We start from the raw sequence: 20,515 nt of genomic DNA, 5'->3' as shown, positions 1-20,515 counted from the left end.
AAAATGTCGGGCTTTGTCGTGTGTGTCGGGACCCCGACAAACCGCCGCCGTTACCCGGCCTCATACATTATTATTGAAAATCAATATCTTATGAATTTTTCGCGCTTTGGCACGGGCCGTGCAATCCGGGATATCCGAAGCGGCCGACGATGGGGCCGCCCCGAAATCCAGGCCCACCCATTACAGTCCAAAGCACAGGAGCGACACCCCATGAGCAAAGCGCCTCTGCGTCAGATCGCCTTTTACGGCAAGGGCGGTATCGGCAAGTCCACCACCTCGCAGAACACGCTGGCCGCGCTGGTCGAGCTGGATCAGAAGATCCTGATCGTCGGCTGCGACCCGAAGGCCGACTCGACCCGCCTCATCCTGCACGCAAAGGCCCAGGACACCGTGCTGCACCTGGCCGCCGAGGCCGGTTCGGTCGAGGACCTGGAGCTGGAGGACGTCCTCAAGATCGGCTACCAGGGCATCAAGTGCGTCGAGTCGGGCGGCCCGGAGCCGGGGGTCGGCTGCGCCGGCCGCGGCGTCATCACCTCGATCAACTTCCTGGAGGAGAACGGCGCCTACGACGACGTGGACTACGTGTCCTACGACGTGCTGGGCGACGTGGTGTGCGGCGGCTTCGCCATGCCCATCCGCGAGAACAAGGCCCAGGAAATCTACATCGTCATGTCCGGCGAGATGATGGCGCTGTACGCCGCCAACAACATCGCCAAGGGCATCCTGAAGTACGCGCACAGCGGCGGCGTCCGCCTCGGCGGCCTGATCTGCAACGAGCGCCAGACGGACAAGGAATGGGATCTGGCCGACGCCCTGGCCAAGCGCCTGGGCTCCAAGCTGATCCACTTCGTGCCGCGCGACAACATCGTCCAGCACGCCGAGCTGCGCCGCATGACGGTCATCGAGTACGCCCCGGACAGCAAGCAGGCCGGTGAGTACCGCGCGCTCGCCAACAAGGTGCACGCGAACTCGGGCCAGGGCTGCATCCCGACCCCGATCACCATGGAAGAGCTGGAAGACATGCTGATGGACTTCGGCATCATGAAGACCGAGGAGCAGCAGCTGGCCGAGCTGGCCGCCAAGGAAGCCAAGGCCGCCGCCGCCGGCGCCTGATCACGGCTCCTTGTTCAGGACCGCGTACCCCCGCCCCCCTTTTCCGGGGGCGGGGCTTGAACACTGACCCTATCCCCAGCCCCGCACAACGTCGACCCAACACCCACAGGGGCGTCCGCGAGGGAGGGAGGGGCTCGGTCCCGCGCTGTAGGGGCGCGACGAATCAAGCAGGAGGCTGGCCATGAGCCTGTCCGAGAACACTCCGGTCGATGTGAAGTCCGTCATCAACGACGTCCTCGAAGCCTATCCCGAAAAGTCCCGCAAGCGCCGCGCCAAGCACCTGAACGTGCTGGAGGCCGAGGCGAAGGACTGCGGCGTCAAGTCCAACATCAAGTCGATCCCCGGCGTCATGACCATCCGTGGCTGCGCCTACGCCGGTTCCAAGGGCGTGGTGTGGGGTCCGATCAAGGACATGATCCACATCTCCCACGGGCCGGTCGGCTGCGGCTACTATTCGTGGTCGGGCCGCCGCAACTACTACATCGGCGACACCGGCATCGACAGCTGGGGCACGATGCACTTCACCTCGGACTTCCAGGAGAAGGACATCGTCTTCGGCGGCGACAAGAAGCTGCACAAGGTCATCGAGGAGATCAACGACCTCTTCCCGCTGGTGAACGGCATCTCGATCCAGTCGGAATGCCCGATCGGCCTGATCGGCGACGACATCGAGGCGGTCGCCCGCGCCAAGTCGGCGGAAATCGGCAAGCCGGTCATCCCGGTGCGCTGCGAGGGCTTCCGCGGCGTGTCGCAGTCGCTCGGCCACCACATCGCCAACGACGTGATCCGCGACTGGGTGTTCGACAAGACCGAGCCGAAGGCCGGCTTCGTCTCCACCCCCTATGACGTCACCATCATCGGCGACTACAACATCGGCGGCGACGCCTGGTCGAGCCGCATCCTGCTGGAGGAGATCGGCCTGCGCGTGATCGCCCAGTGGTCGGGCGACGGCACGCTGGCCGAGCTGGAGAACACGCCGAAGGCCAAGGTCAACCTGATCCACTGCTACCGCTCGATGAACTACATCGCGCGCCACATGGAAGAGAAGTACAACATCCCCTGGATGGAGTACAATTTCTTCGGCCCGTCGCAGATCGCCGAGTCGCTGCGCAAGATCGCCGCCCTGTTCGACGACAGCATCAAGGAAAAGGCCGAGGCGGTCATCGCCCGCTACCAGCCGATGGTCGACGCGGTCATCGCCAAGTACCGGCCGCGCCTGGAAGGCAAGAAGGTGATGATCTATGTCGGCGGCCTGCGCCCCCGCCACGTCGCCGACGCCTACCACGACCTGGGCATGGAGATCATCGGCACCGGCTACGAGTTCGCCCACAACGACGACTACCAGCGCACCGCCCACTATGTGAAGGAAGGCACGCTGATCTACGACGACGTGACCGCGTTCGAACTGGAGAAGTTCGTCGAGGCGCTGCGTCCCGACCTCGTCGCCTCGGGCATCAAGGAAAAATACGTGTTCCAGAAGATGGGCCTGCCGTTCCGCCAGATGCACTCGTGGGACTACTCGGGCCCGTACCACGGCTACGACGGTTTCGCGATCTTCGCGCGCGACATGGATCTGGCCATCAACAACCCCGTCTGGGGCGTGATGAAGGCCCCGTTCTGACCGACGGCCTCTGGAACTGGAGAATTTGACGATGTCCGATAAGCTTTCTCAGAGCGCCGACAAGGTTCTCGACCACTTCACCCTCTTCCGTCAGCCCGAATACAAGGCGATGTTCGAGAAGAAGAAGGCCGAGTTCGAATACGGTCATTCCGACGAGGAGGTCGCCCGGGTCTCCGAGTGGACCAAGACGGAAGAGTACAAGGAAAAGAACTTCGCCCGCGAGGCGGTCGTCATCAACCCGACCAAGGCCTGCCAGCCGATCGGCGCGATGTTCGCGGCCCAGGGCTTCGAGGGCACGCTGCCGCTGGTGCACGGCTCGCAGGGCTGCGTCGCCTACTACCGCACCCACCTGACCCGCCACTTCAAGGAGCCCAACTCGGCGGTCTCCTCGTCGATGACGGAGGACGCGGCGGTGTTCGGCGGCCTGAACAACATGATCGACGGCCTGGCGAACGCCTATTCGCTCTACAAGCCGAAGATGATCGCCGTGCTGACCACCTGCATGGCCGAAGTCATCGGCGACGACCTCCAGGGCTTCATCGCCAACGCGAAGAAGAAGGAGAGCGTTCCGGAGGACTTCCCGGTTCCCTTCGCCCACACCCCGGCCTTCGTCGGCAGCCACATCGTCGGCTACGACAACATGATCAAGGGCGTGCTGAGCTACTTCTGGGGCACGTCGGAGAATTTCGACACGCCGAAGAACGAGACGATCAACCTGATCCCCGGCTTCGATGGCTTCGCGGTCGGCAACAACCGCGAACTGAAGAAGATCGCCGACCAGTTCGGCATCAAGCTGCAAATCCTGTCGGACGTCTCCGACAACTTCGACACGCCGATGGACGGCGAGTACCGCATGTACGACGGCGGCACGAAGATCGAGGACGTGAAGGCGGCGGTCCACTCCAAGGCCACCATCTCCATGCAGGAGTACAACACGACCCAATCCTTGCAGTTCATCAAGGAGAAGGGCCAGGAAGTCGCCAAGTTCAACTACCCGATGGGCGTCACCGCCACCGACGAGCTGGTCGTGAAGCTCGCCGAGCTGTCGGGCAAGGCGGTTCCGGACTCCCTGCGTCTGGAGCGCGGCCGTCTGGTCGACGCCATCGCCGACAGCCACACCCACCTGCACGGCAAGCGCTTCGCGGTCTACGGCGACCCGGACTTCTGCATCGGCATGACCCGCTTCCTGCTGGAGCTGGGTGCGGAGCCGGTGCACATCCTGTCGACCTCCGGCTCGAAGAAGTGGGAGAAGCAGGTCCAGAAGGTGCTGGACGGCTCGCCCTTCGGCAAGTCGGGCAAGGCCTACGGCGGCAAGGATCTGTGGCACCTGCGCTCGCTGATCTTCACCGACAAGGTCGACTACATCATCGGCAACAGCTACGGCAAGTATCTGGAGCGTGACACCAAGACGCCCCTGATCCGCCTGACCTACCCGATCTTCGACCGTCACCACCACCACCGCTACCCGACCTGGGGCTACCAGGGCGCGCTGAACGTGCTGGTCCGCATCCTCGACCGCATCTTCGAGGACATCGACGCCAACACCAACACCGTCGGCCAGACCGACTACTCGTTCGATCTGGTCCGCTGACCGGTCTGCGACGGTCCCTTCGCAAACCCGGCGGAGCGGGGTGTCCATCCCCCTGCCCCGCCGGCCAACTCGACACACCGGAGAGCGCCCGCGACAGCGCTCTCCGGTTTTTTTGTGTCTGGGGCATGGTCCCCGCGGCCGCTCAGCGGTCGCGCAGGATGAAGTCGATCATGCGCCGCAGGCCATGCCGGGCACGCTCCTCCCAGCCGCTTCCCTCCAGTTCGACCGGAATCGGCGGCAGGCCGACGCTGGGGGCGACCAAGCCGTCGCGGACCGCCATGGTCCGCAGCAGCACGCGGGGATGGACACCGCCGGCCCAGGCCGGACGGGCTTCCATGGCGATCAGGATGATCGGCCCGTCGACCGCGCCCGGCGCGTCGTCGGTGATGCCGAGGCGGACGAGCGACTTCCGCCCCGCCAGACGCTGCTCGACGATGTCGCCGGCCGCCGCGCACAGCGCTGTCATGTTCGCCGAGGCGTCCTTCCCATCTTCGTCGAACACCCGGCACAGCACGCCGATCTGCGCGCCCTCCTCCGCCGGCAGGCTGATCGGCTTGCCGAGGCATGGCCCCGCCGCCATCGCGGCGGAAAGGGCGCCCGCCGCTAGCCATGCCCCCAGCCTTGCCGTCCGCCCCCTCCATCCGCCCGCCATTCGTCCCGTTCCCCTCGAGGCGCGGCGTCCATCGCCGCGCGGCACCAACTGATACGGCCGGACCAACGCCCCTCCAGTGGCCCGCCCCGCCCCTTCCCTCGTGTGGGACTCCCGACAATCACCGCGGCGCCCGCCGCCCCGCCCCGCCGATTGTCGGGTATCGGACAGCCGCGCCAAAACGAACAATCTTTGTTTTCCAATGCATTGCCTATTGGCACACCCCCTGCATTCCCTCTTCCCCGAGCCATTTCGGCGTCAAGCTGGGAGAGCGGGCATGCTCCAGGACAAGATCCAGGACGTCTTCAACGAACCGGGTTGTGCTGCCAACCAGGCCAAGTCGGCCAAGGAGAAGAAGAAGGGCTGCACCAAGTCCCTGAAGCCGGGGGCCGCCGCCGGCGGCTGCGCTTATGACGGCGCGATGATCGTGCTCCAGCCCATCGCCGACGCCGCCCATCTGGTGCACGGCCCGATCGCCTGCCTCGGCAACGCCTGGGACAACCGGGGCACCCGCTCGTCCGGATCGCAGCTCTACCGCACCGGCTTCACCACCGACCTGTCGGAGCTGGACGTCATCGGCGGCGGCGAGAAGAAGCTCTACCGCGCCATCAAGGAGATCGTGCAGCAGTACGACCCGCCGGCCGTCTTCGTCTACCAGACCTGCGTGCCCGCCATGACCGGCGACGACATCGGTGCCGTCTGCAAGTTCGCCGCGAAGAAGCTCGGCAAGCCGGTGATCCCGGTCGACGCGCCGGGCTTCGTCGGCTCCAAGAATCTCGGCAACAAGCTGGCCGGCGAGACGCTGCTCGACCATGTCATCGGCACGGTGGAGCCGGAGTACACCACGCCGACCGACGTCTGCATCGTCGGCGAGTACAACCTCGCCGGCGAGCTGTGGCTGGTCAAGCCGCTGCTCGACGAGATCGGCATCCGCCTCTTGTCCTGCATCTCCGGCGACGGCCGCTACAACGAGGTCGCCCAGGCCCACCGGGCGCGCGTCACCATGATGGTGTGCAGCCAGGCGCTGGTGAATGTCGGCCGCAAGATGGAGGAGCGCTACGGCATCCCCTATTTCGAGGGCTCCTTCTACGGCGTGTCGGACATGTCGGACACGCTGCGCACCATGGCCCGCATGCTGGTGGAGCGCGGCGCCGACAAGGGCCTGATCGACCGCGCCGAGGGCGTCATCGCCCGCGAGGAGAGCCGCGTCTGGCGCCGGCTGGAGCCCTACCGGCCGCGCTTCGACGGCAAGCGCGTGCTGCTGTTCACCGGCGGCGTCAAGAGCTGGTCGATGGTCAGCGCGCTGGAAGGCGCCGGCCTGACCATCCTCGGCACCTCGACCAAGAAGTCGACGCCGCAGGACAAGGAACGCATCAAGAAGATGAAGGGCGACGAGTTCCACCAGTGGGACGACCTGAAGCCGCGCGAGATTTACAAGATGCTGGCCGAGGACAAGGCCGACATCATGATGTCGGGCGGGCGGTCGCAGTTCATCTCGCTGAAGGCGAAGGTTCCCTGGCTCGACATCAACCAGGAGCGCCACCACGCCTACGCCGGCTACGACGGGATCGTCAATCTCTGCGAGGAGATCGACAAGACGCTGTCCAACCCGATCTGGCGCCAGGTCCGCCTGCCCGCCCCGTGGGAGCCGGCCCCCGCGCGATCGCTGCTGGCCGCCGCGGAGTGACGCCGATGTCCCACATCCAACGCACCACCGGCCAGCGCTTCCCCAACGCCGCCAAGGCCGCCTCGACCAACCCCTTGAAGATGAGCCAGCCGCTCGGCGCCGCGCTCGCCTATCTCGGGGTCGACCGCTGCCTGCCGCTGTTCCACGGCTCGCAGGGCTGCACCGCCTTCGGGCTGGTCCTGCTGGTCCGCCATTTCCGCGAGGCGATCCCGCTCCAGACCACGGCGATGGATCAGGTCTCCACCATCCTCGGCGGCTACGACAACCTCGAACAGGCGCTGCGCACCATCGTCGAGCGCAACAACCCGGCGATGATCGGCGTCGCCACCACCGGCGTCACCGAGACCAAGGGCGAGGACATGGGCGGGCAGTACAGCCTGTTCCGCCAGCGCAACCCCGACCTCGCCGGCACGGCGCTGGTCTTCGCCAACACGCCCGACTTCGCCGGCGGCTTCGAGGAGGGTTTCGGCAAGGCGGTGACCGCCATCGTCGAGCGGCTGGTCGAGCCCTCGCCGACCACGGTGAAGACCCAGCTCAACGTGCTGGCCGGCAGCCACCTGTCGCCGGGCGACGTCGAGGAACTGCGCGACATCATCGAATCCTTCGGGCTGTCGCCGATCTTCCTGCCCGACCTGTCGCTGTCGATGTCGGGCCGCCAGCCGAGCGACTTCACCGCCACCTCGCTGGGCGGGGTCACGGTGGAGCAGATCCGCTCGATGGGCGCCTCGGTGGCGACCCTGGTGATCGGCGAGCACATGCGCATCGCCGGCGCGGCGCTGGAGCTGAAGACCGACGTACCCAGCCACTTCTTCAGCCGGCTGACCGGGCTGGAGGCGTCGGACAGGCTGATCCGCACGCTGGCCGAAATCTCCGGCCGTCCGGTGGCGGCGAAGCTGCGACGCCAGCGCGAGAGCCTGGTCGACGGCATGCTCGACGGGCATTTCTTCTACAGCCGCAAGCGCATCGCCGTGGCGCTGGAGCCGGACCTGCTCTACGCCGTCACCAGCTTCCTGGCCGACATGGGCGCCGAGGTGGTCGCCGCCGTGTCGCCGACCCAGAACGCGGTGCTGGAGAAGCTGAAGGCGGCGACCGTGATGGTCGGCGACCATTCCGACGTCGAGACGCTGGCGCGCGACGCCGACCTGATCGTCTCGAACTCGCACGGGCGGCAGGGGGCGGCCCGGCTCGGCGTGCCGCTGCACCGCATGGGGCTTCCGATGTTCGACCGGCTCGGCGCCGGGCTGAAGGTCAGCGTCGGCTATCGCGGCACACGCGAGCTGATGTTCGAGATCGGCAACCTGTTCCTGTCCCGCGAGATGGACCACGACGCCCATCCCACCCCCCATGGCGGGGACGGTCACGCCTGTGGAGGCGGATCATGCGGATGCAGCGCCGTCTGAGCGTGGTGAGCTTCGAGGCTCGCCCGACCAATGGAGGATCGATGAAGGTCGCTTTCTGCACCCAGGACATGCAGCACGTCGACGCGCATTTCGGCTGGGCCAAGAACATCGCCGTCTACCGGGTGGACAAGGCGGGTCACGCCTTCCTGGAGACCTTCCAGTTCGGCGGCTCGATGTTCGAGGACGGCAACGAGGACAAGCTGGTGCCGAAGCTCGACGCGCTGGCCGACGTCTCCATCGTCTACCTGTCGGCGATCGGCGCCTCGGCGGCGGCCCGCGTGGTGGCGAAGAAGATCCACCCGGTGAAGGTCGAGGCGACCGACACCATCCCGGCCCTGCTCGACAAGCTGGTGGCGACGCTGAACGGCAACCCGCCGCCCTGGCTGCGCAAGGCGCTGGGCGAAACCCAAGAACTCAATTTCGACGATGAGGAGGACTGACCCATGACGGACATTGCCGCCGCCCCGGCTGCCGAGGTCGATGTCGCCGACCAGTTCCTGAAGACGCTGGTGCTGCTGTTCCGCGCCGAGGACAGCTACGGCGCCTGGGAGGGCAAGGCCGACGAGCTGCTGCTCGCCCCCTTCATCCTGGACAAGGAGGCCCGCGCCGCCATCCCGATCATGGGCGATCCCGATCCGGACACGCTGTGGCGGCTGGAGCTGTTCTACAAGGCGGTCGGCATCACCATCGAGAAGCAGACCGGCCTGATGGCCTCGCCGATGATGAAGATCAGCCACGAGGGCTTCGGCCGCATGATCCTCACCACCGGCCGTCTGGTGGTGATCTCCAAGAGCCTGCGCGACGTCCACCGCTTCGGCTTCCCCAGCCAGGAGAAGCTGGCCGCCGACGGCGCCAAGCTGGTCGCCGACGCGGTCGCGCTGATCCGGAAACACCCGGACGTCGCCAATCTCTGACAGGGGAGAGCCCATCATGAGCGACATCGACGCCCTGAAGGACGAGATCAAGAAACTGAACGCCCGCGCGACGAAGATGAAGATGGACCTGCACGACCTGTCGGAGGAACTCCCGCAGAACTGGCAGTCCATCCTGACCGTCGCGCAGGAAACCCATGACGCCTACCGGGCGCTGACCGAGAAGCGTGCCGCCCTGAAGGCCCTGGAACAAGCCTGATTTCCGCAACCGTCCCCACAAACCCGCAAGGCTTAGGCGCCCCTCCCCATTCCAGCGCCTTTCGAGAGGAGCATCCCATGGCTGAGTTCGTGACCGGCACCACCCGCGGTGGCCAGAGCTGGACACCGAAGTTCGTCGAGACCATCGACCAGAAGCAGTGCATCGGCTGCGGCCGCTGCTTCAAGGTCTGCGGGCGCGGCGTGCTGGACATGATCGGCATCACCGAGGACGGCGACATCGTCGACGCCTTCGACGACGAGGCCGAGAAGAAGGTCATGACCGTCAAGGAGGCCGCCAACTGCATCGGCTGCGAAAGCTGCTCCAAGGTCTGCTCGAAGAGCTGCATCACCCACAGCGCGGTGGCGGCCTGACGGGTCGTTCCGCTTCCTGGAAACAAAAAGCCCGGCGCCGGAAGGCGGCCGGGCTTTTTGTTTGTCGGCGTGCAGGCTTCGCCGCGCCCCTACTCCCCCAACCCCTTCGCCAGCGCGACAATGGTGCCGTAGCCGACCTGGTCCACCGGGTCGATCTCCGCCATCTTCGCCAGGATCGCCAAGGATTTCTCCCAGTTGTGCCGGCGCAGCTCGATGAAGGCCAGCGCCTTCATGGTGAACAGGAAGAAGCGCGGCGCCCCCAGCGCCGTCCAGTCGGTGGTCTGCGCCGTCAGCAGGCTCCAGTCCGCCGGGAAGCCGCCCTCGCGCGCCGCCGCGTCCAGCCCGATGCGGGCGACCCGCTCGGCGTCGGCGAGGCGCTTGCGGTTGAAGTAGAATTTGTACAGCGCGTAATAGACCGGCAGCACGCGCGGCGCCGCCCGGTGGGCGTCCCACAGGATCGCCTCGCAGCGGTCGGGGATGTCCCGCGCCCTCACCGCCTCCTGCAACAGCTCGTCGATGTGTTCGGGCACATCCCCAAAGGCCATGCGGCCGTTGGACATGCGCAGCTCGATCGGCTGGTCCATCTCGTCACCCTCCATTGTCTGGCCGTTTCCCCGGCCGTTCTCCGATCCAGGAATGCGCACAGAAACAGCCGCGCGATTCTTTTCCGGCACGTCATGCCCGTGCTCGGCACGGGCATCCACGGGCAAATCCGGTGGTTCCGCGTGGATGACCGGGGCAAGCCCGGTCATGACGGGAAACACCGGCGGAGCGATTGTTTCTGCGTGCCCCCATCCTGCGCCGCGCGTGCGCGCGGCGAAAGACCACAATATTTTTATGCGGCGAAGTGTCGCGGCTGTCGCGAACCCGACACGCCCCAAACCCGACAAAATCGTTCGTGAGCGAAACTTTGTCGGAATCTTGCCAGCCCGCTTCACCATGACAATCACATGAAATCAATAACTTAGCATTTGGCACGCCACTTGCTTTATTCAATCACAGACGGTCGGCACCCCCGGCGGTGCGGTTGGAGGAGGCGGGACATGGTGACTCTGACGGATGCGGCGGTTTCCACCCTGGAACGGGTTCTTGCGAAGTCGGGCGGTGCCGCCGCCGGCTTGCGGATCGCGGTGACCGACGGCGGCTGCGCCGGCATGAAGTACCAGATGGGCCTGGAGGCCGCGGCGGGCGACGACGACGCCGTGCTCAGCTTCGGCCCGGTGACGATCTTCGTGGACTCCGGCAGCCAGCCCTACCTCGACGGCGTGGTGGTCGATTTCGTCGAGGGCATCGAGGGCTCCGGCTTCAAGTTCGACAACCCCAACGCCACCGGCAGCTGCGGCTGCGGCAAGTCCTTTTCGGCCGGCGGGCCGGGCGGCTCCTGCTCCACCGCGTCCTCGGGCTGCGGCCCTTCTTCGGCCACGCACTGAACGCTCCTCACGGCGCTTACCCAGAGAAAAGGCAGCAGCGACATGTGGAACTACACCGACAAGGTCAAGGAACACTTCTTCAACCCGAAGAATTCCGGCGTCCTTGAGACCGCCAACGCGGTGGGCGAGGTCGGCTCCATCACCTGCGGCGACGCGCTGCGCCTGATGCTGAAGGTCGATCCCGACACGCAGATCATCCAGGACGCCAAGTTCCAGACCTTCGGCTGCGGCTCGGCCATCGCGTCCTCGTCGGCGCTGACCGAGATGATCATCGGCAAGACGGTGGACGAGGCGCTGGCCCTGACCAACCGCGACATCGCCGACTATCTCGGCGGGCTGCCGCCGGAGAAGATGCACTGCTCGGTCATGGGCGCCGAGGCGCTGCGCGCCGCCATCGCCAACTTCAAGGGCGAGGCGTGGGAGGACGACCACGAGGAAGGCGAGCTGGTCTGCAAGTGCTTCGGCATCGACGCCGCGATGATCGAGCGCGCGGTGACGGTGAACGGCCTGACCACGCTGGAGGAGGTCACCCACTACACCAAGGCCGGCGGCTCCTGCCAGACCTGCCACGAGAAGATCGAGGAGGTGCTGGAGGCCGTGATGGCCAGGACCGGCGCCCTCAAGCCCGCCGCCAAGCATTCGCCGGCCGGAGTCGTCGGACTCGACGCCATCCAGCCCCTGGCCCAGCCGCTCGCCGCCAAGCCGGCCGAGGCGGCAGCCGCCACGCCGAAGCTGACCAACGTCCAGCGCATGCAGGCCATCATGGCCGCCATCGAGAGCATGCGCCCGCAGATCCAGCGCGACGGCGGCGACGTCGAGCTGGTCGACATCGACGGCAAGGACATCTACGTGCGGCTGACCGGCGCCTGCTCCGGCTGCTCGCAGTCGGCCGGCACCATGATGGGGGTGCAGATGAAGCTGGTCGAGGCGCTGGGCGAGTTCGTCCGCGTCAAGCCGGCCTCCCTGCTGCCCGCCCACGCCCACTGAGGGGAGCCACCGCCATGAGCATTCCCAACAGCGGCATCTATCTCGACAACAACGCGACCACCCGCGTCGATCCCGAGGTGCTGGCCGAGATGCTGCCGCTCTTCACCGAGCATTTCGGCAACCCGTCCTCGATGCACGGCTTCGGCGCCGCGGTCGGCGGCAAGATCGAGTGGGCGCGCAAGCAGGTGCAGGCGCTGCTCGGCGCCGGTTACGACAGCGAGATCGTCTTCACCTCCGGCGGCACGGAAAGCGACAACACCGCGATCCTCTCGACCATCGAGGCCTACCCGAAGAAGACGGAGATCGTCACCAGCGTGGTCGAGCACCCCGCCGTGCTGGCGCTGTGCGATTACCTGGAGAAGAAGCGCGGCTACACGATCCACCGCATCCCGGTGGACAGCAAGGGCAACCTCGACATGGACGCCTACAAGGCGGCCTTGTCGGACCGGGTCGCCATCGTCTCCATCATGTGGGCCAACAACGAGACCGGGACGATCTTCCCGGTCGAGGAGCTGGCGCGCATGGCCAAGGCGGTCGGCGCCATCTTCCACACCGACGCGGTGCAGGCGGTCGGCAAGATCCCGATGAAGCTCGCCGACAGCGCCATCGACCTGCTGTCGCTGTCCGGCCACAAGCTGCACGCGCCCAAGGGCATCGGCGCCCTCTACGTCAAGCGCGGCCTGCGCTTCCGCCCGATGATGCGCGGCGGCCACCAGGAGCGCTCGCGCCGCGCCGGCACCGAGAACGCGCCGGCCATCGTCGGCCTGGGCGCCGCCGCCCACCTCGCTCTGACCCACATGGCCGAGGAGAACACGCGGGTGAAGGCGCAGCGCGACCGGCTGGAGCAGGCGATCCTCGCCGCCGTGCCGGCCTGCTTCGTCACCGGCAACCCGGAGAACCGGCTGCCCAACACCTGCAACATCGCCTTCGAATACATCGAGGGCGAGGCGATCCTGCTGCTGCTGAACGAGCAGGGCATCGCCGCCTCGTCGGGCTCCGCCTGCACCTCGGGATCGCTGGAGCCGAGCCACGTCATGCGCGCCATGGGGGTTCCCTACACGGCGGCGCACGGGGCGACCCGCTTCTCGCTGTCGCGCGACACCACCGACGCCGAGATCGACCATGTGATCGCCGTGGTCCCCGGCATCATCGCCAAGCTGCGCAGCCTGTCGCCCTATTGGGAACAGGCCGCCGGCAAGGCCAAGGAGTTCGCGCCGGTCTATTCCTAACACCGGGATCGCAGACCGGGTCGGGGGGCCGCCTCCGACACCCCGCCCGACGACACCCCGTCGGGGCGGTGTCCCGGCCCGGTCTGCGACACTTGTCGGGGGCATGCCCATCCACCGTGCCCCTACCCCAACCCTCCCCTGCCTTCGCGGGGGAGGGGGCAAGGTTCCACACAGGGACGACGCCCATGCCCTCTCCCGCCGCCACCATCATCAACGACACGACGCTGCGCGACGGCGAGCAGACCGCCGGGGTGGCCTTCACGCTCGACGAGAAGATCGCCATCGCCCGCGCGCTCGACGCGGCCGGCGTGCCCGAGCAGGAGATCGGCATCCCCGCCATGGGCGAGGAGGAGCGGGACGGCATCCGCGCCGTGGCGTCGCTCGGCCTCAGGGGCCGGCTGATGGTGTGGTGCCGCATGCACGACACCGACCTGAAGGCGGCGCTGTCCTGCGGCGTCGGCTTCGTCAACATGTCCATGCCGGTCTCCGACATCCACATCACCAGGAAGCTGAAGCGCAACCGCGCCTGGGCGCTGGCGGAGATCGACCGCAGGATCCGTCAGGCCCGCGACCACGGCCTTGAGGTCAGCCTCGGCGGCGAGGATTCCTCGCGCGCCGACATGGATTTCCTGGTCGAGGCCGTCACCGTGGCGCAGGCCGCCGGGGCCCGCCGCTTCCGCTTCGCCGATACCCTCGGCGTGCTCGACCCCTTCCAGACGCGCGCCTGCATCGAACGGCTGCGCCGGGCCACCGACCTGGAGATCGAGATCCATTCCCACGACGACCTCGGCCTCGCCAACGCCAACTCGCTGGCCGCCGTGCTGGGCGGCGCCACCCACGTCAACACCACGGTGAACGGCTTGGGCGAGCGCGCCGGCAACGCCCCGCTGGAGGAGGTGGTGGTGTCGCTGAAGCACCTCTACGGCCGCGACACCGGCATCGACACCCGCGCGCTCGCCAGCATCTCCGATCTGGTCGAGCGCGCCTCCAACCGGCCGGTGGCGGTGAACAAGTCGATCGTCGGCGACGCGGTCTTCACCCACGAGGCCGGCATCCACGTCGACGGGCTGCTGCGCGACCGCGCCACCTACCAGAATCTCGACCCGGCCGAGGTCGGGCGCGAGCACCGCATCGTGCTCGGCAAGCATTCCGGCACGGCGGCGGTGAAGATGGCCTACGACGGGCTTGGCCTCGCCTGCGACGACGCCACCGCCCGGGCGGTGCTGCCGCAGGTCCGCGCGCTCGCCACCCGCGCCAAGCGGGCGCCGACCCCCGACGAGTTGCGCGCCTTCCATGCCGCCGTCCGGCATTGACACCGCCTTCACCGCATTCCGATGAGGGAACCCCGCCCATGGCCGCCATCGACGCCGACACGGACCGCCGCATGACGCAGCCCGGCATCCTGGCCCTGCTGCGCGAGGACGTCGCCTGCGTCTTCGACCGCGACCCGGCGGCGCGCAACGTCCTCGACGTGCTGACCTGCTATCCGGGCATCCACGCGCTGGTCGCGCACCGGATCGCCAACGCGGCGTGGCGGCGCGGCCTGCGCTGGCCGGCGCGCTTCCTGTCCTATCTCGGGCGCTGGCTGACCAACATCGACATCCACCCCGGCGCCACCATCGGCCGCCGCTTCTTCATCGACCATGGCGCCGGAGTCGTCATCGGCGAGACGGCGGAAGTCGGCGACGACGTGACGCTCTACCACGGGGTGACGCTGGGCGGCACCTCCTGGACCAAGGGCAAGCGCCACCCGACGCTGGAGGACGGTGTGCTGGTCGGGGCGGGGGCGAAGGTCCTGGGGCCGATCACCGTCGGCCCCAACGCGCGGGTCGGCGCCAACTCGGTCGTCACCAAGAACGTGCCCGGCGGCATGACCGTCGTCGGCATCCCCGGCCGCGTCGTCCGTGCCGAGACCCAGCGCCAGAACCAGAGCGAGTTGGGCGCCCACGGCATCGACCTGGAGCATCACCTGATGCCCGACCCGGTCGGCAAGGCGATCGCCTGCCTGATCGACCACATCAACCGCATCGAGGAGCGGCTGGAAGCCCACACCGCCGCCGAACAGGCCCGCACACCGCTCTCGAAGATTCCACTGGGGGATCTCCGGCTCGCCGACATCCGGCTCGACGGCGTGGCCTGCGACTCCTGCGGCAATCTCTGCGACCAGGAGGGCCGCGCGCCCTCCCCCTCCACCCAGCAGCACGCCTGAGGAGCGACCACGATGAGCGATTTCACCGACGATCTCGACGATTTGGAAACCGCCGAAGACTTCCTGCGCTTCTTCCAGGTCACCTACGACCAGCGGGTGGTCAACGTGAACCGCCTGCACATCCTGCAACGTTTCCACGACTATCTGTCGGCCGACAGCGGAATGGAGGGGCTGGACGACGAGGGCATGGCGTCCCGCTACCGCGTGCATCTCCAGCGGGCCTACCAGGACTTCGTGCTGTCCAACGCCATCGCCGAGAAGACCTTCAAGGTCCACAAGGAGGAGGCGCGCAAGATGGCCGACCGCTTCGTGCCGCTGGACAGCCTGCTCGGCGCGCCGGTCGGCTGACGGAAACCGGCGCCTCGTTCATCCGGGCGTGTGTGAACCGCGAAGGCCGGACGGCTCTTCGCGGTTCTTCCTGTTCAGTGGATCTTCCGCTCGTTGCCGGTGTCGCGGCGGTAGACGTGGACGTGGTAGGCGGCCATCGGGTTTTCGTCGAGATAGTCCAGCAGCGCGCGCTCCGTCTTCGCCGTGGCGTTGCGGATCAGCACCTGCCAGGCCGGCTCCATCGTCGCGCGGCTGGTCTCGTCATGGGGCAGCATGATGAAGCCCGCCCATTCGGGATTGAAATCCGCCAGGTAGCTCTTGGCGTAATGCTCCATCATCGCCGCGTCGTTGACGTTGACGGTTTCCATGTTTTCAAAGCAGACACGCAGATCCATGGCCAGTCTCCCTCAAGGCTGCGGGCGCGCCGGCGGCCGGCCGGTCGCTGTCCCTGGTCCGGAAACAGAGCTGCCTCAAAGATGGTGCCCCTCACCCCCCAACGACAAGCCCCCGCCACCCCTTGCCCCCACCGTTGGTCATAGAGGCGCGAATCCTCCTGTCCGGGCACCCCGTTCCACCTGTAGACTCGGCGTGACACCCATCAGGCAGTCATGATGACCGACGACCCGCCCACCCTGCCCCATCCGCCGCGCGTCCTGATCGTCGAGGACGAGAGCCTCGCGGCCATGGCGCTGGAGGAGATCCTGGGCATGCTGGGCTACGAGGTCTGCGGCACCGCCGACAACGCCGAGGACGCCATCGTGGCGGCCGAGCGGCAGCGCCCCGACATCGTCATGATGGACATCCGGCTGCACGGCCCCCGCGACGGCATCGAGACGGCGGCGGCGATCCGCGCCCGCTTCGGCATCCGCAGCATCTTCATGTCGGCCTTCGGCGACCCGGACACCCGCCGCCGCGCCGAGGATTGCCAGCCCTTCGGTTTCGTGAAGAAGCCCTATTTCCCCAACCAGCTCGACCGCGTCCTTGCCGACGCCACCCGGCAGCTCGCCCTGGCCCGCTGAGGCCGGAATGGGGAGGCCGGAATGGGAAAACCCCTCCGCCGGAGCGGAGGGGCTGGATGCGTCTTGCGGTCCGGGTCCTGCGATCCGGGGAACCCGGCTCAGCCGAACTTGTAGCTGATGCCGTAGCCGCCCCGCGGATAGTTCCATTCGATGTTGCCGCTGTCCTGGCAGATCACCCGGCAGGTGCCGCATTCCAGGCAGCCGTCGGTCGCCAGCGTCACGCCCCCCGCCTCGTTGGTCGAGTAGCAGCCGGCCGGGCAGCAGACGGTGCAGGCCTTGGACGTGCAGGCGGCGCAGTGCGCCTCGTCCTTGATCGTGATGTGCGGACGGTTCTCGTCGACGATGTAGCGGTTCTGGTACAGCTTCTCTTCGATCTTCACCATCATGTTCATCGCATCGCCCTCACCAGCTTGATTGCGTCACCGACCAGACCGAACACCGAGCGGCGCTTGACGAAGGACTTCATGATCGCCTTCTCCTTCGTGCGCTTGTCGACGCTGTCCACGGTGAACCAGTTGTGCGCCGCCTGGGTGATCTCGTCCGGGTAGGCGCCGAAGAACTGCTTGTTGGAATGCATGATCCCCGGCAGTTCGCGATACTTCTTGAGATCCTTGATGATGAAGCTCTCGTCGAGCTTCGCCTTGTAGCCGGCGAGGTTGCCGGCGCTGAAATCCTTGCCGGCGGCCTTCAGCTCGATCACCGTCTCCGCCGCCATGCGGCCCGAGGCCATGGCGAGGTTGGAGCCCTCGCGGTGCGCCGCGTTGTTGAAATGGGCGGCGTCGCCAACCACCATCCAGCCGTCGCCGTAGAGCTGCGGGATCGCCTTGAAACCGCCCTCCGGGATCAGGTGGGCGCAATACTCCTTCATCTCGGCGCCTTCGATCAGCGGCTTGATGACGGGGTGGTTCTTCAGGTCCTCCAGCATCTTGTAGGGCGGGCAGTCACCCTTCTTGAAGTCGGAGACCAGGCAGCCGATGCCGATCGTCAGCGATTCCTTGTTGGTGTAGAGGAAGGCGGTGCCGACCATCCCCTTGGTCACCTTGCCCATGATCTCGATGACGACGCCCTCGTCGTCCTTGATGCCGAAGCGCTGCTGGATCAGCTCGGGATCGATGAACAGGATCTCCTTGACCGCCAGCGCGACGTTCTCCGGCGCCGCCTCCTTCTGGTAGCCGGAGCGGCGCGCCAGCAGGGCGTTGACGCCGTCGGCCATGATGACGACGTCGGCGTGGATCTCGCCGCCCTCGCGGTCGGTGCGCACGCCGATCACCTTGCCGGACGGGTCGCGGATCAGCTCCGTCACCGTCGTCTCGCAGATCTGGAGGCCGCCGACCGCGCGGATCTTCTCGGCGAACCACTTGTCGATGTTGGCGCGGATGATGGTGTAGCGGTTCGGCGTGTCGCTGTTGTACGCCTCGGACCGGTAGTTGGTGCCGATGTAGTTGTCGTCGCCGAGCAGCCAGATGCGCTGTTCGATGATGTGGCGCTCGGTCGGGCAGTCGTCCCGGAAGTCCGGGATGATCTTCTCCAGCTCGTGGGCGTACATGATGCCGCCCTGGACGTTCTTGGCGCCGGCATACTCGCCGCGCTCCAGCTGGAGCACCTTCAGCCCCTGCTTGGCCAACGTGTAGGTGGCGGCGTTGCCGGACGGGCCGGCACCGATGACGATGGCGTCGAACTTTTCGACCATGTCGGAAGGCTCCTTTCGTCCGTAGGGTCAGCCGGCCAGCCGGTTGACCGACAGGCGGCGGCCGAAGGCGTCGGTCAGCGCGGGAAGGATGGTCAGCGCGTCACCGACCAGCCCGAGATGGGCGAAGTCGAAGATCGTCGCGTTGGGGTCGGTGTTGATCGCCAGGATCAGGTCGGATTTCTCCATGCCGACGCGATGCTGGATGGCGCCGGAGATGCCGGCGGCGATGTAGAGCTTGGGGCGCACCGTCTTGCCGGTCTGGCCGACCTGCCGGTCGCTGCCGGCCCAGCCGGCCTGGACCAGCGGGCGGGTCACCCCGACCTCGGCGCCCAGCACCTTGGCGAGGTCGAAGACCAGCTTCATGTTCTCGGCCTTGCCCAGCCCCTTGCCGGCCGACACGATGACGTCGGCGAAGGCGAGCTGCGCCTCGTTCTGCTCGCGGTCGGCGATGAAGTTCAAAACCTTGGTGACGACGCTCTCCTCCTGGAGGTTGGGGAAGACCTCCTCGACGCGGCCGGTGCGGCTGTCGTCGCGCTCGGGCATCGCCATCACGCGGGGGCGCACGGTCGCCATCTGCGGCCGGTAGGCCAGCGTCTGGATGGTGCAGAGCAGCGTGCCGCCGAAGGTCGGGCGGGTCGCCGCCAGCGAGCGGTTGTCGGCGTAGATGTCCAGTTCGGTGCAGTCGGCGGTCAGCCCGGTCGCCAGCGTGGTGGCGATGGCGCCGGCGAGGTCGCGGCCCAGCGTGGTGGCGCCGAGCAGCACGATCTCCGGCTTGTAGGCGTTGACCACGTCGGTCATCACCCGGCAGTAGGGATCGGTGCGGTAGTCGGCCAGCACCGGGTCCGTCACCTTGTAGACGATGTCGGCGCCGTAGCTGATGGCGTCGCCGCAGATGCGGTTCAGGTCGGGGCCCTCGGCGCCCAGCACCACGGCGCCGACCTCGACGCCCAGCTTGTCGGCCAGCTTGCGGGCCTCGCCCAGCAGCTCCAGCGAGACGGAATGGACGATGCCGCGCTCCTGCTCGACGATCACCCAGACGTTCTTGTAGACCTTGAGGTGTTCGGGAAGCTGGAACTTGCGGCCCTGGGGCTTGCTCGGTTCGCTCATCGTCGGGTCTCCGGCGGAAGGATCGTCAAAGCCCGGCCGCGGCGCGGGCGAGCAGATCGTCGGCCAGCTTGGGCTGGGCGGCGAAGATGGCGTCGAGGGCGGCGGCGGCCAGCGCGTCGGGCGAGGAGCCGTCGGCCGTGATCATCTTGGCCTTCTCGGCGCGCGGCTTGGGCACGAAGACCTTCGACACCACGGTGGGCGAGCCCTTGAGGCCGACCTTGGCCTCCTCGGCGCCGGTGAAGTCGCGGCTCCAGGTCTTCAGCTCGTAGCGCGCGGCACGGAACATGTCGTCCATCTTGCCGAAGCGCATCGTGTTGGTGCCCTCCAGCATGGTGATCATGCAGGGCAGCCGGGTCTTCAGCACCTGCACGCCGCCTTCGGAGCGGCGCTGCACCACGATCTCCTTGGCGGACTCGTTCAGCTCCTCGATCCTGGTGATGTAGGTGAGCTGCTCGAAGCCGAGGCGGGTGGCGATGCCGGGGCCGACCTGGGCGGTGTCGCCGTCGACCGTCTGCTTGCCGCAGAACACGATGTCGACCGGGTCCTCCTCCGACAGCTTGAGGATCGCCGAGGTCAGCGCGTAGGAGGTGGCCAGCGTGTCGGAGCCGGCGAACTTGCGGTCGGTCAGCAGCACGGCGTCGTCGGCGCCCAGCGACAGGGCCTTGCGCAGCGAGGCTTCCGCCATCGGCGGACCCATGGTCAGCACGGTGACGCGCGCGCCCACCTTGTCCTTCAGCCGCAGCGCCTCTTCCAGCGAGAACAGGTCGAAGGGGTTGATGATGGCGGGGACGCCCTGCCGCATGATCGTGTTGGTCACGGGATGGATGCGGATCTGGGCGCTGTCGGGCACCTGCTTGATACAGACGACGATGTGCATCCCGGTCTCCTTGAGAACGCTGGGGATAACGCTGGGCCGAAGCGCTGTGGGGATGCCGGCTGAAAACCGGCGCGCCC

The 20,515-nt window shown here is 67.1% G+C and carries 23 protein-coding genes; 16 read left to right on the top strand and 7 right to left on the bottom strand.

Features of this window, described 5'->3' with window-relative positions; translation table 11 throughout:
• The first annotated feature begins 210 nt into the window (after positions 1-210).
• The 3 genes from nifH to nifK all read left to right on the top strand — a co-directional run bounded on the left by nifH (position 211) and on the right by nifK (position 4,325).
• Positions 211-1,113 carry a nitrogenase iron protein gene (nifH, locus tag J2847_RS17405; RefSeq protein ID WP_085555032.1) on the top strand — a complete coding sequence of 301 codons (903 nt, stop codon included), beginning with the start codon at positions 211-213 and terminating at the stop codon, positions 1,111-1,113.
• Between the two features lie 181 nt (positions 1,114-1,294).
• Complete coding sequence (gene nifD, locus J2847_RS17400) at positions 1,295-2,734, top strand: nitrogenase molybdenum-iron protein alpha chain (protein ID WP_085555033.1); 1,440 nt, start codon at positions 1,295-1,297, stop codon at positions 2,732-2,734.
• Positions 2,735-2,765: 31 nt separating this feature from the next.
• Positions 2,766-4,325, top strand: coding sequence for a nitrogenase molybdenum-iron protein subunit beta (nifK, locus tag J2847_RS17395; protein WP_209780172.1), 1,560 nt, complete (start codon positions 2,766-2,768; stop codon positions 4,323-4,325).
• A gap of 142 nt (positions 4,326-4,467) precedes the next feature.
• Here nifK and J2847_RS17390 read toward each other — a convergent pair whose 3' ends face one another.
• Positions 4,468-4,977 carry a hypothetical protein gene (locus J2847_RS17390; RefSeq protein ID WP_209780171.1) on the bottom strand — a complete coding sequence of 170 codons (510 nt, stop codon included), beginning with the start codon at positions 4,975-4,977 and terminating at the stop codon, positions 4,468-4,470.
• A 274-nt stretch (positions 4,978-5,251) separates the two neighbouring features.
• Here J2847_RS17390 and nifE point away from each other — a divergent pair, with 274 nt between their 5' ends.
• From nifE to fdxB, 6 genes are all read left to right on the top strand, one after another.
• Positions 5,252-6,661: a nitrogenase iron-molybdenum cofactor biosynthesis protein NifE gene (gene nifE / locus J2847_RS17385; RefSeq protein ID WP_209780170.1), complete on the top strand. Its 1,410-nt coding sequence runs from the start codon at positions 5,252-5,254 to the stop codon at positions 6,659-6,661.
• Between the two features lie 5 nt (positions 6,662-6,666).
• The gene (gene nifN / locus J2847_RS17380; RefSeq protein WP_209780169.1) at positions 6,667-8,061 is read left to right on the top strand and encodes a nitrogenase iron-molybdenum cofactor biosynthesis protein NifN; all 1,395 of its coding nucleotides are present in this window, start codon (positions 6,667-6,669) and stop codon (positions 8,059-8,061) included.
• The gene (gene nifX / locus J2847_RS17375; RefSeq protein ID WP_233474595.1) at positions 8,046-8,501 is read left to right on the top strand and encodes a nitrogen fixation protein NifX; all 456 of its coding nucleotides are present in this window, start codon (positions 8,046-8,048) and stop codon (positions 8,499-8,501) included. The genes nifN and nifX overlap by 16 nt, the downstream gene beginning before the upstream one ends.
• Before the next feature lie 3 nt (positions 8,502-8,504).
• Positions 8,505-8,975 carry a NifX-associated nitrogen fixation protein gene (locus J2847_RS17370; RefSeq protein WP_209780168.1) on the top strand — a complete coding sequence of 157 codons (471 nt, stop codon included), beginning with the start codon at positions 8,505-8,507 and terminating at the stop codon, positions 8,973-8,975.
• A gap of 16 nt (positions 8,976-8,991) precedes the next feature.
• Positions 8,992-9,192, top strand: coding sequence for a CCE_0567 family metalloprotein (locus J2847_RS17365; RefSeq protein ID WP_209780167.1), 201 nt, complete (start codon positions 8,992-8,994; stop codon positions 9,190-9,192).
• Positions 9,193-9,269: 77 nt separating this feature from the next.
• Complete coding sequence (fdxB, locus tag J2847_RS17360; RefSeq protein WP_209780166.1) at positions 9,270-9,563, top strand: ferredoxin III, nif-specific; 294 nt, start codon at positions 9,270-9,272, stop codon at positions 9,561-9,563.
• 89 nt (positions 9,564-9,652) lie between these two features.
• Here fdxB and J2847_RS17355 read toward each other — a convergent pair whose 3' ends face one another.
• Complete coding sequence (locus J2847_RS17355; protein ID WP_209780165.1) at positions 9,653-10,147, bottom strand: hypothetical protein; 495 nt, start codon at positions 10,145-10,147, stop codon at positions 9,653-9,655.
• Between the two features lie 459 nt (positions 10,148-10,606).
• Here J2847_RS17355 and J2847_RS17350 point away from each other — a divergent pair, with 459 nt between their 5' ends.
• The 6 genes from J2847_RS17350 (at position 10,607) to nifW (ending at position 15,766) form a co-directional block, all read left to right on the top strand.
• The gene (locus J2847_RS17350; protein ID WP_209780164.1) at positions 10,607-10,993 is read left to right on the top strand and encodes a HesB/IscA family protein; all 387 of its coding nucleotides are present in this window, start codon (positions 10,607-10,609) and stop codon (positions 10,991-10,993) included.
• Between the two features lie 42 nt (positions 10,994-11,035).
• Positions 11,036-11,980 (top strand): Fe-S cluster assembly protein NifU, encoded by a 945-nt coding sequence (gene nifU, locus J2847_RS17345; protein WP_209780163.1) that lies wholly within the window; start codon positions 11,036-11,038, stop codon positions 11,978-11,980.
• Positions 11,981-11,994: 14 nt separating this feature from the next.
• Positions 11,995-13,209 (top strand): cysteine desulfurase NifS, encoded by a 1,215-nt coding sequence (gene nifS / locus J2847_RS17340; RefSeq protein ID WP_209780162.1) that lies wholly within the window; start codon positions 11,995-11,997, stop codon positions 13,207-13,209.
• A gap of 185 nt (positions 13,210-13,394) precedes the next feature.
• Positions 13,395-14,522 carry a homocitrate synthase gene (nifV, locus tag J2847_RS17335; RefSeq protein ID WP_209780161.1) on the top strand — a complete coding sequence of 376 codons (1,128 nt, stop codon included), beginning with the start codon at positions 13,395-13,397 and terminating at the stop codon, positions 14,520-14,522.
• A gap of 38 nt (positions 14,523-14,560) precedes the next feature.
• Positions 14,561-15,418: a serine O-acetyltransferase gene (gene cysE / locus J2847_RS17330; protein WP_209780160.1), complete on the top strand. Its 858-nt coding sequence runs from the start codon at positions 14,561-14,563 to the stop codon at positions 15,416-15,418.
• Positions 15,419-15,430: 12 nt separating this feature from the next.
• Entirely contained in the window at positions 15,431-15,766 is a 336-nt protein-coding gene (gene nifW / locus J2847_RS17325; RefSeq protein ID WP_085555045.1) for a nitrogenase-stabilizing/protective protein NifW, read from the top strand.
• Positions 15,767-15,840: 74 nt separating this feature from the next.
• On the opposite strand, the gene J2847_RS17320 is transcribed toward nifW, so the two are convergent.
• Positions 15,841-16,140, bottom strand: coding sequence for a hypothetical protein (locus J2847_RS17320; protein WP_209780159.1), 300 nt, complete (start codon positions 16,138-16,140; stop codon positions 15,841-15,843).
• Positions 16,141-16,353: 213 nt separating this feature from the next.
• Here J2847_RS17320 and J2847_RS17315 point away from each other — a divergent pair, with 213 nt between their 5' ends.
• Entirely contained in the window at positions 16,354-16,764 is a 411-nt protein-coding gene (locus J2847_RS17315) for a response regulator (protein WP_209780158.1), read from the top strand.
• A gap of 98 nt (positions 16,765-16,862) precedes the next feature.
• Here the strand turns inward: J2847_RS17315 and J2847_RS17310 are convergent, their stop codons facing one another.
• Genes J2847_RS17310 through J2847_RS17295 form a run of 4 tightly spaced genes read right to left on the bottom strand, consistent with a single transcriptional unit; the run spans position 16,863 to position 20,438 of the window.
• A complete protein-coding gene (locus tag J2847_RS17310) occupies positions 16,863-17,156 on the bottom strand; it encodes a ferredoxin family protein (protein WP_209780157.1) in 294 nt (97 codons plus the stop codon).
• On the bottom strand, positions 17,153-18,454 hold the full coding sequence (locus J2847_RS17305) for an FAD-dependent monooxygenase (RefSeq protein ID WP_209780156.1): 1,302 nt from the start codon (positions 18,452-18,454) through the stop codon (positions 17,153-17,155). Before J2847_RS17305 ends, J2847_RS17310 begins: the two co-directional genes overlap by 4 nt.
• A gap of 27 nt (positions 18,455-18,481) precedes the next feature.
• Positions 18,482-19,561 (bottom strand): electron transfer flavoprotein subunit alpha/FixB family protein, encoded by a 1,080-nt coding sequence (locus tag J2847_RS17300; protein ID WP_085555048.1) that lies wholly within the window; start codon positions 19,559-19,561, stop codon positions 18,482-18,484.
• A gap of 25 nt (positions 19,562-19,586) precedes the next feature.
• Positions 19,587-20,438: an electron transfer flavoprotein subunit beta/FixA family protein gene (locus J2847_RS17295; RefSeq protein WP_209780155.1), complete on the bottom strand. Its 852-nt coding sequence runs from the start codon at positions 20,436-20,438 to the stop codon at positions 19,587-19,589.
• Positions 20,439-20,515 lie beyond the last annotated feature (77 nt).

Source organism: Azospirillum agricola (genome assembly GCF_017876095.1).
GTDB classification, from domain to species: Bacteria; Pseudomonadota; Alphaproteobacteria; order Azospirillales; family Azospirillaceae; genus Azospirillum; species Azospirillum agricola.
Note: the sequence above shows the minus strand (reverse complement) of the source record. Positions and strands in the feature narration are given on the sequence as shown.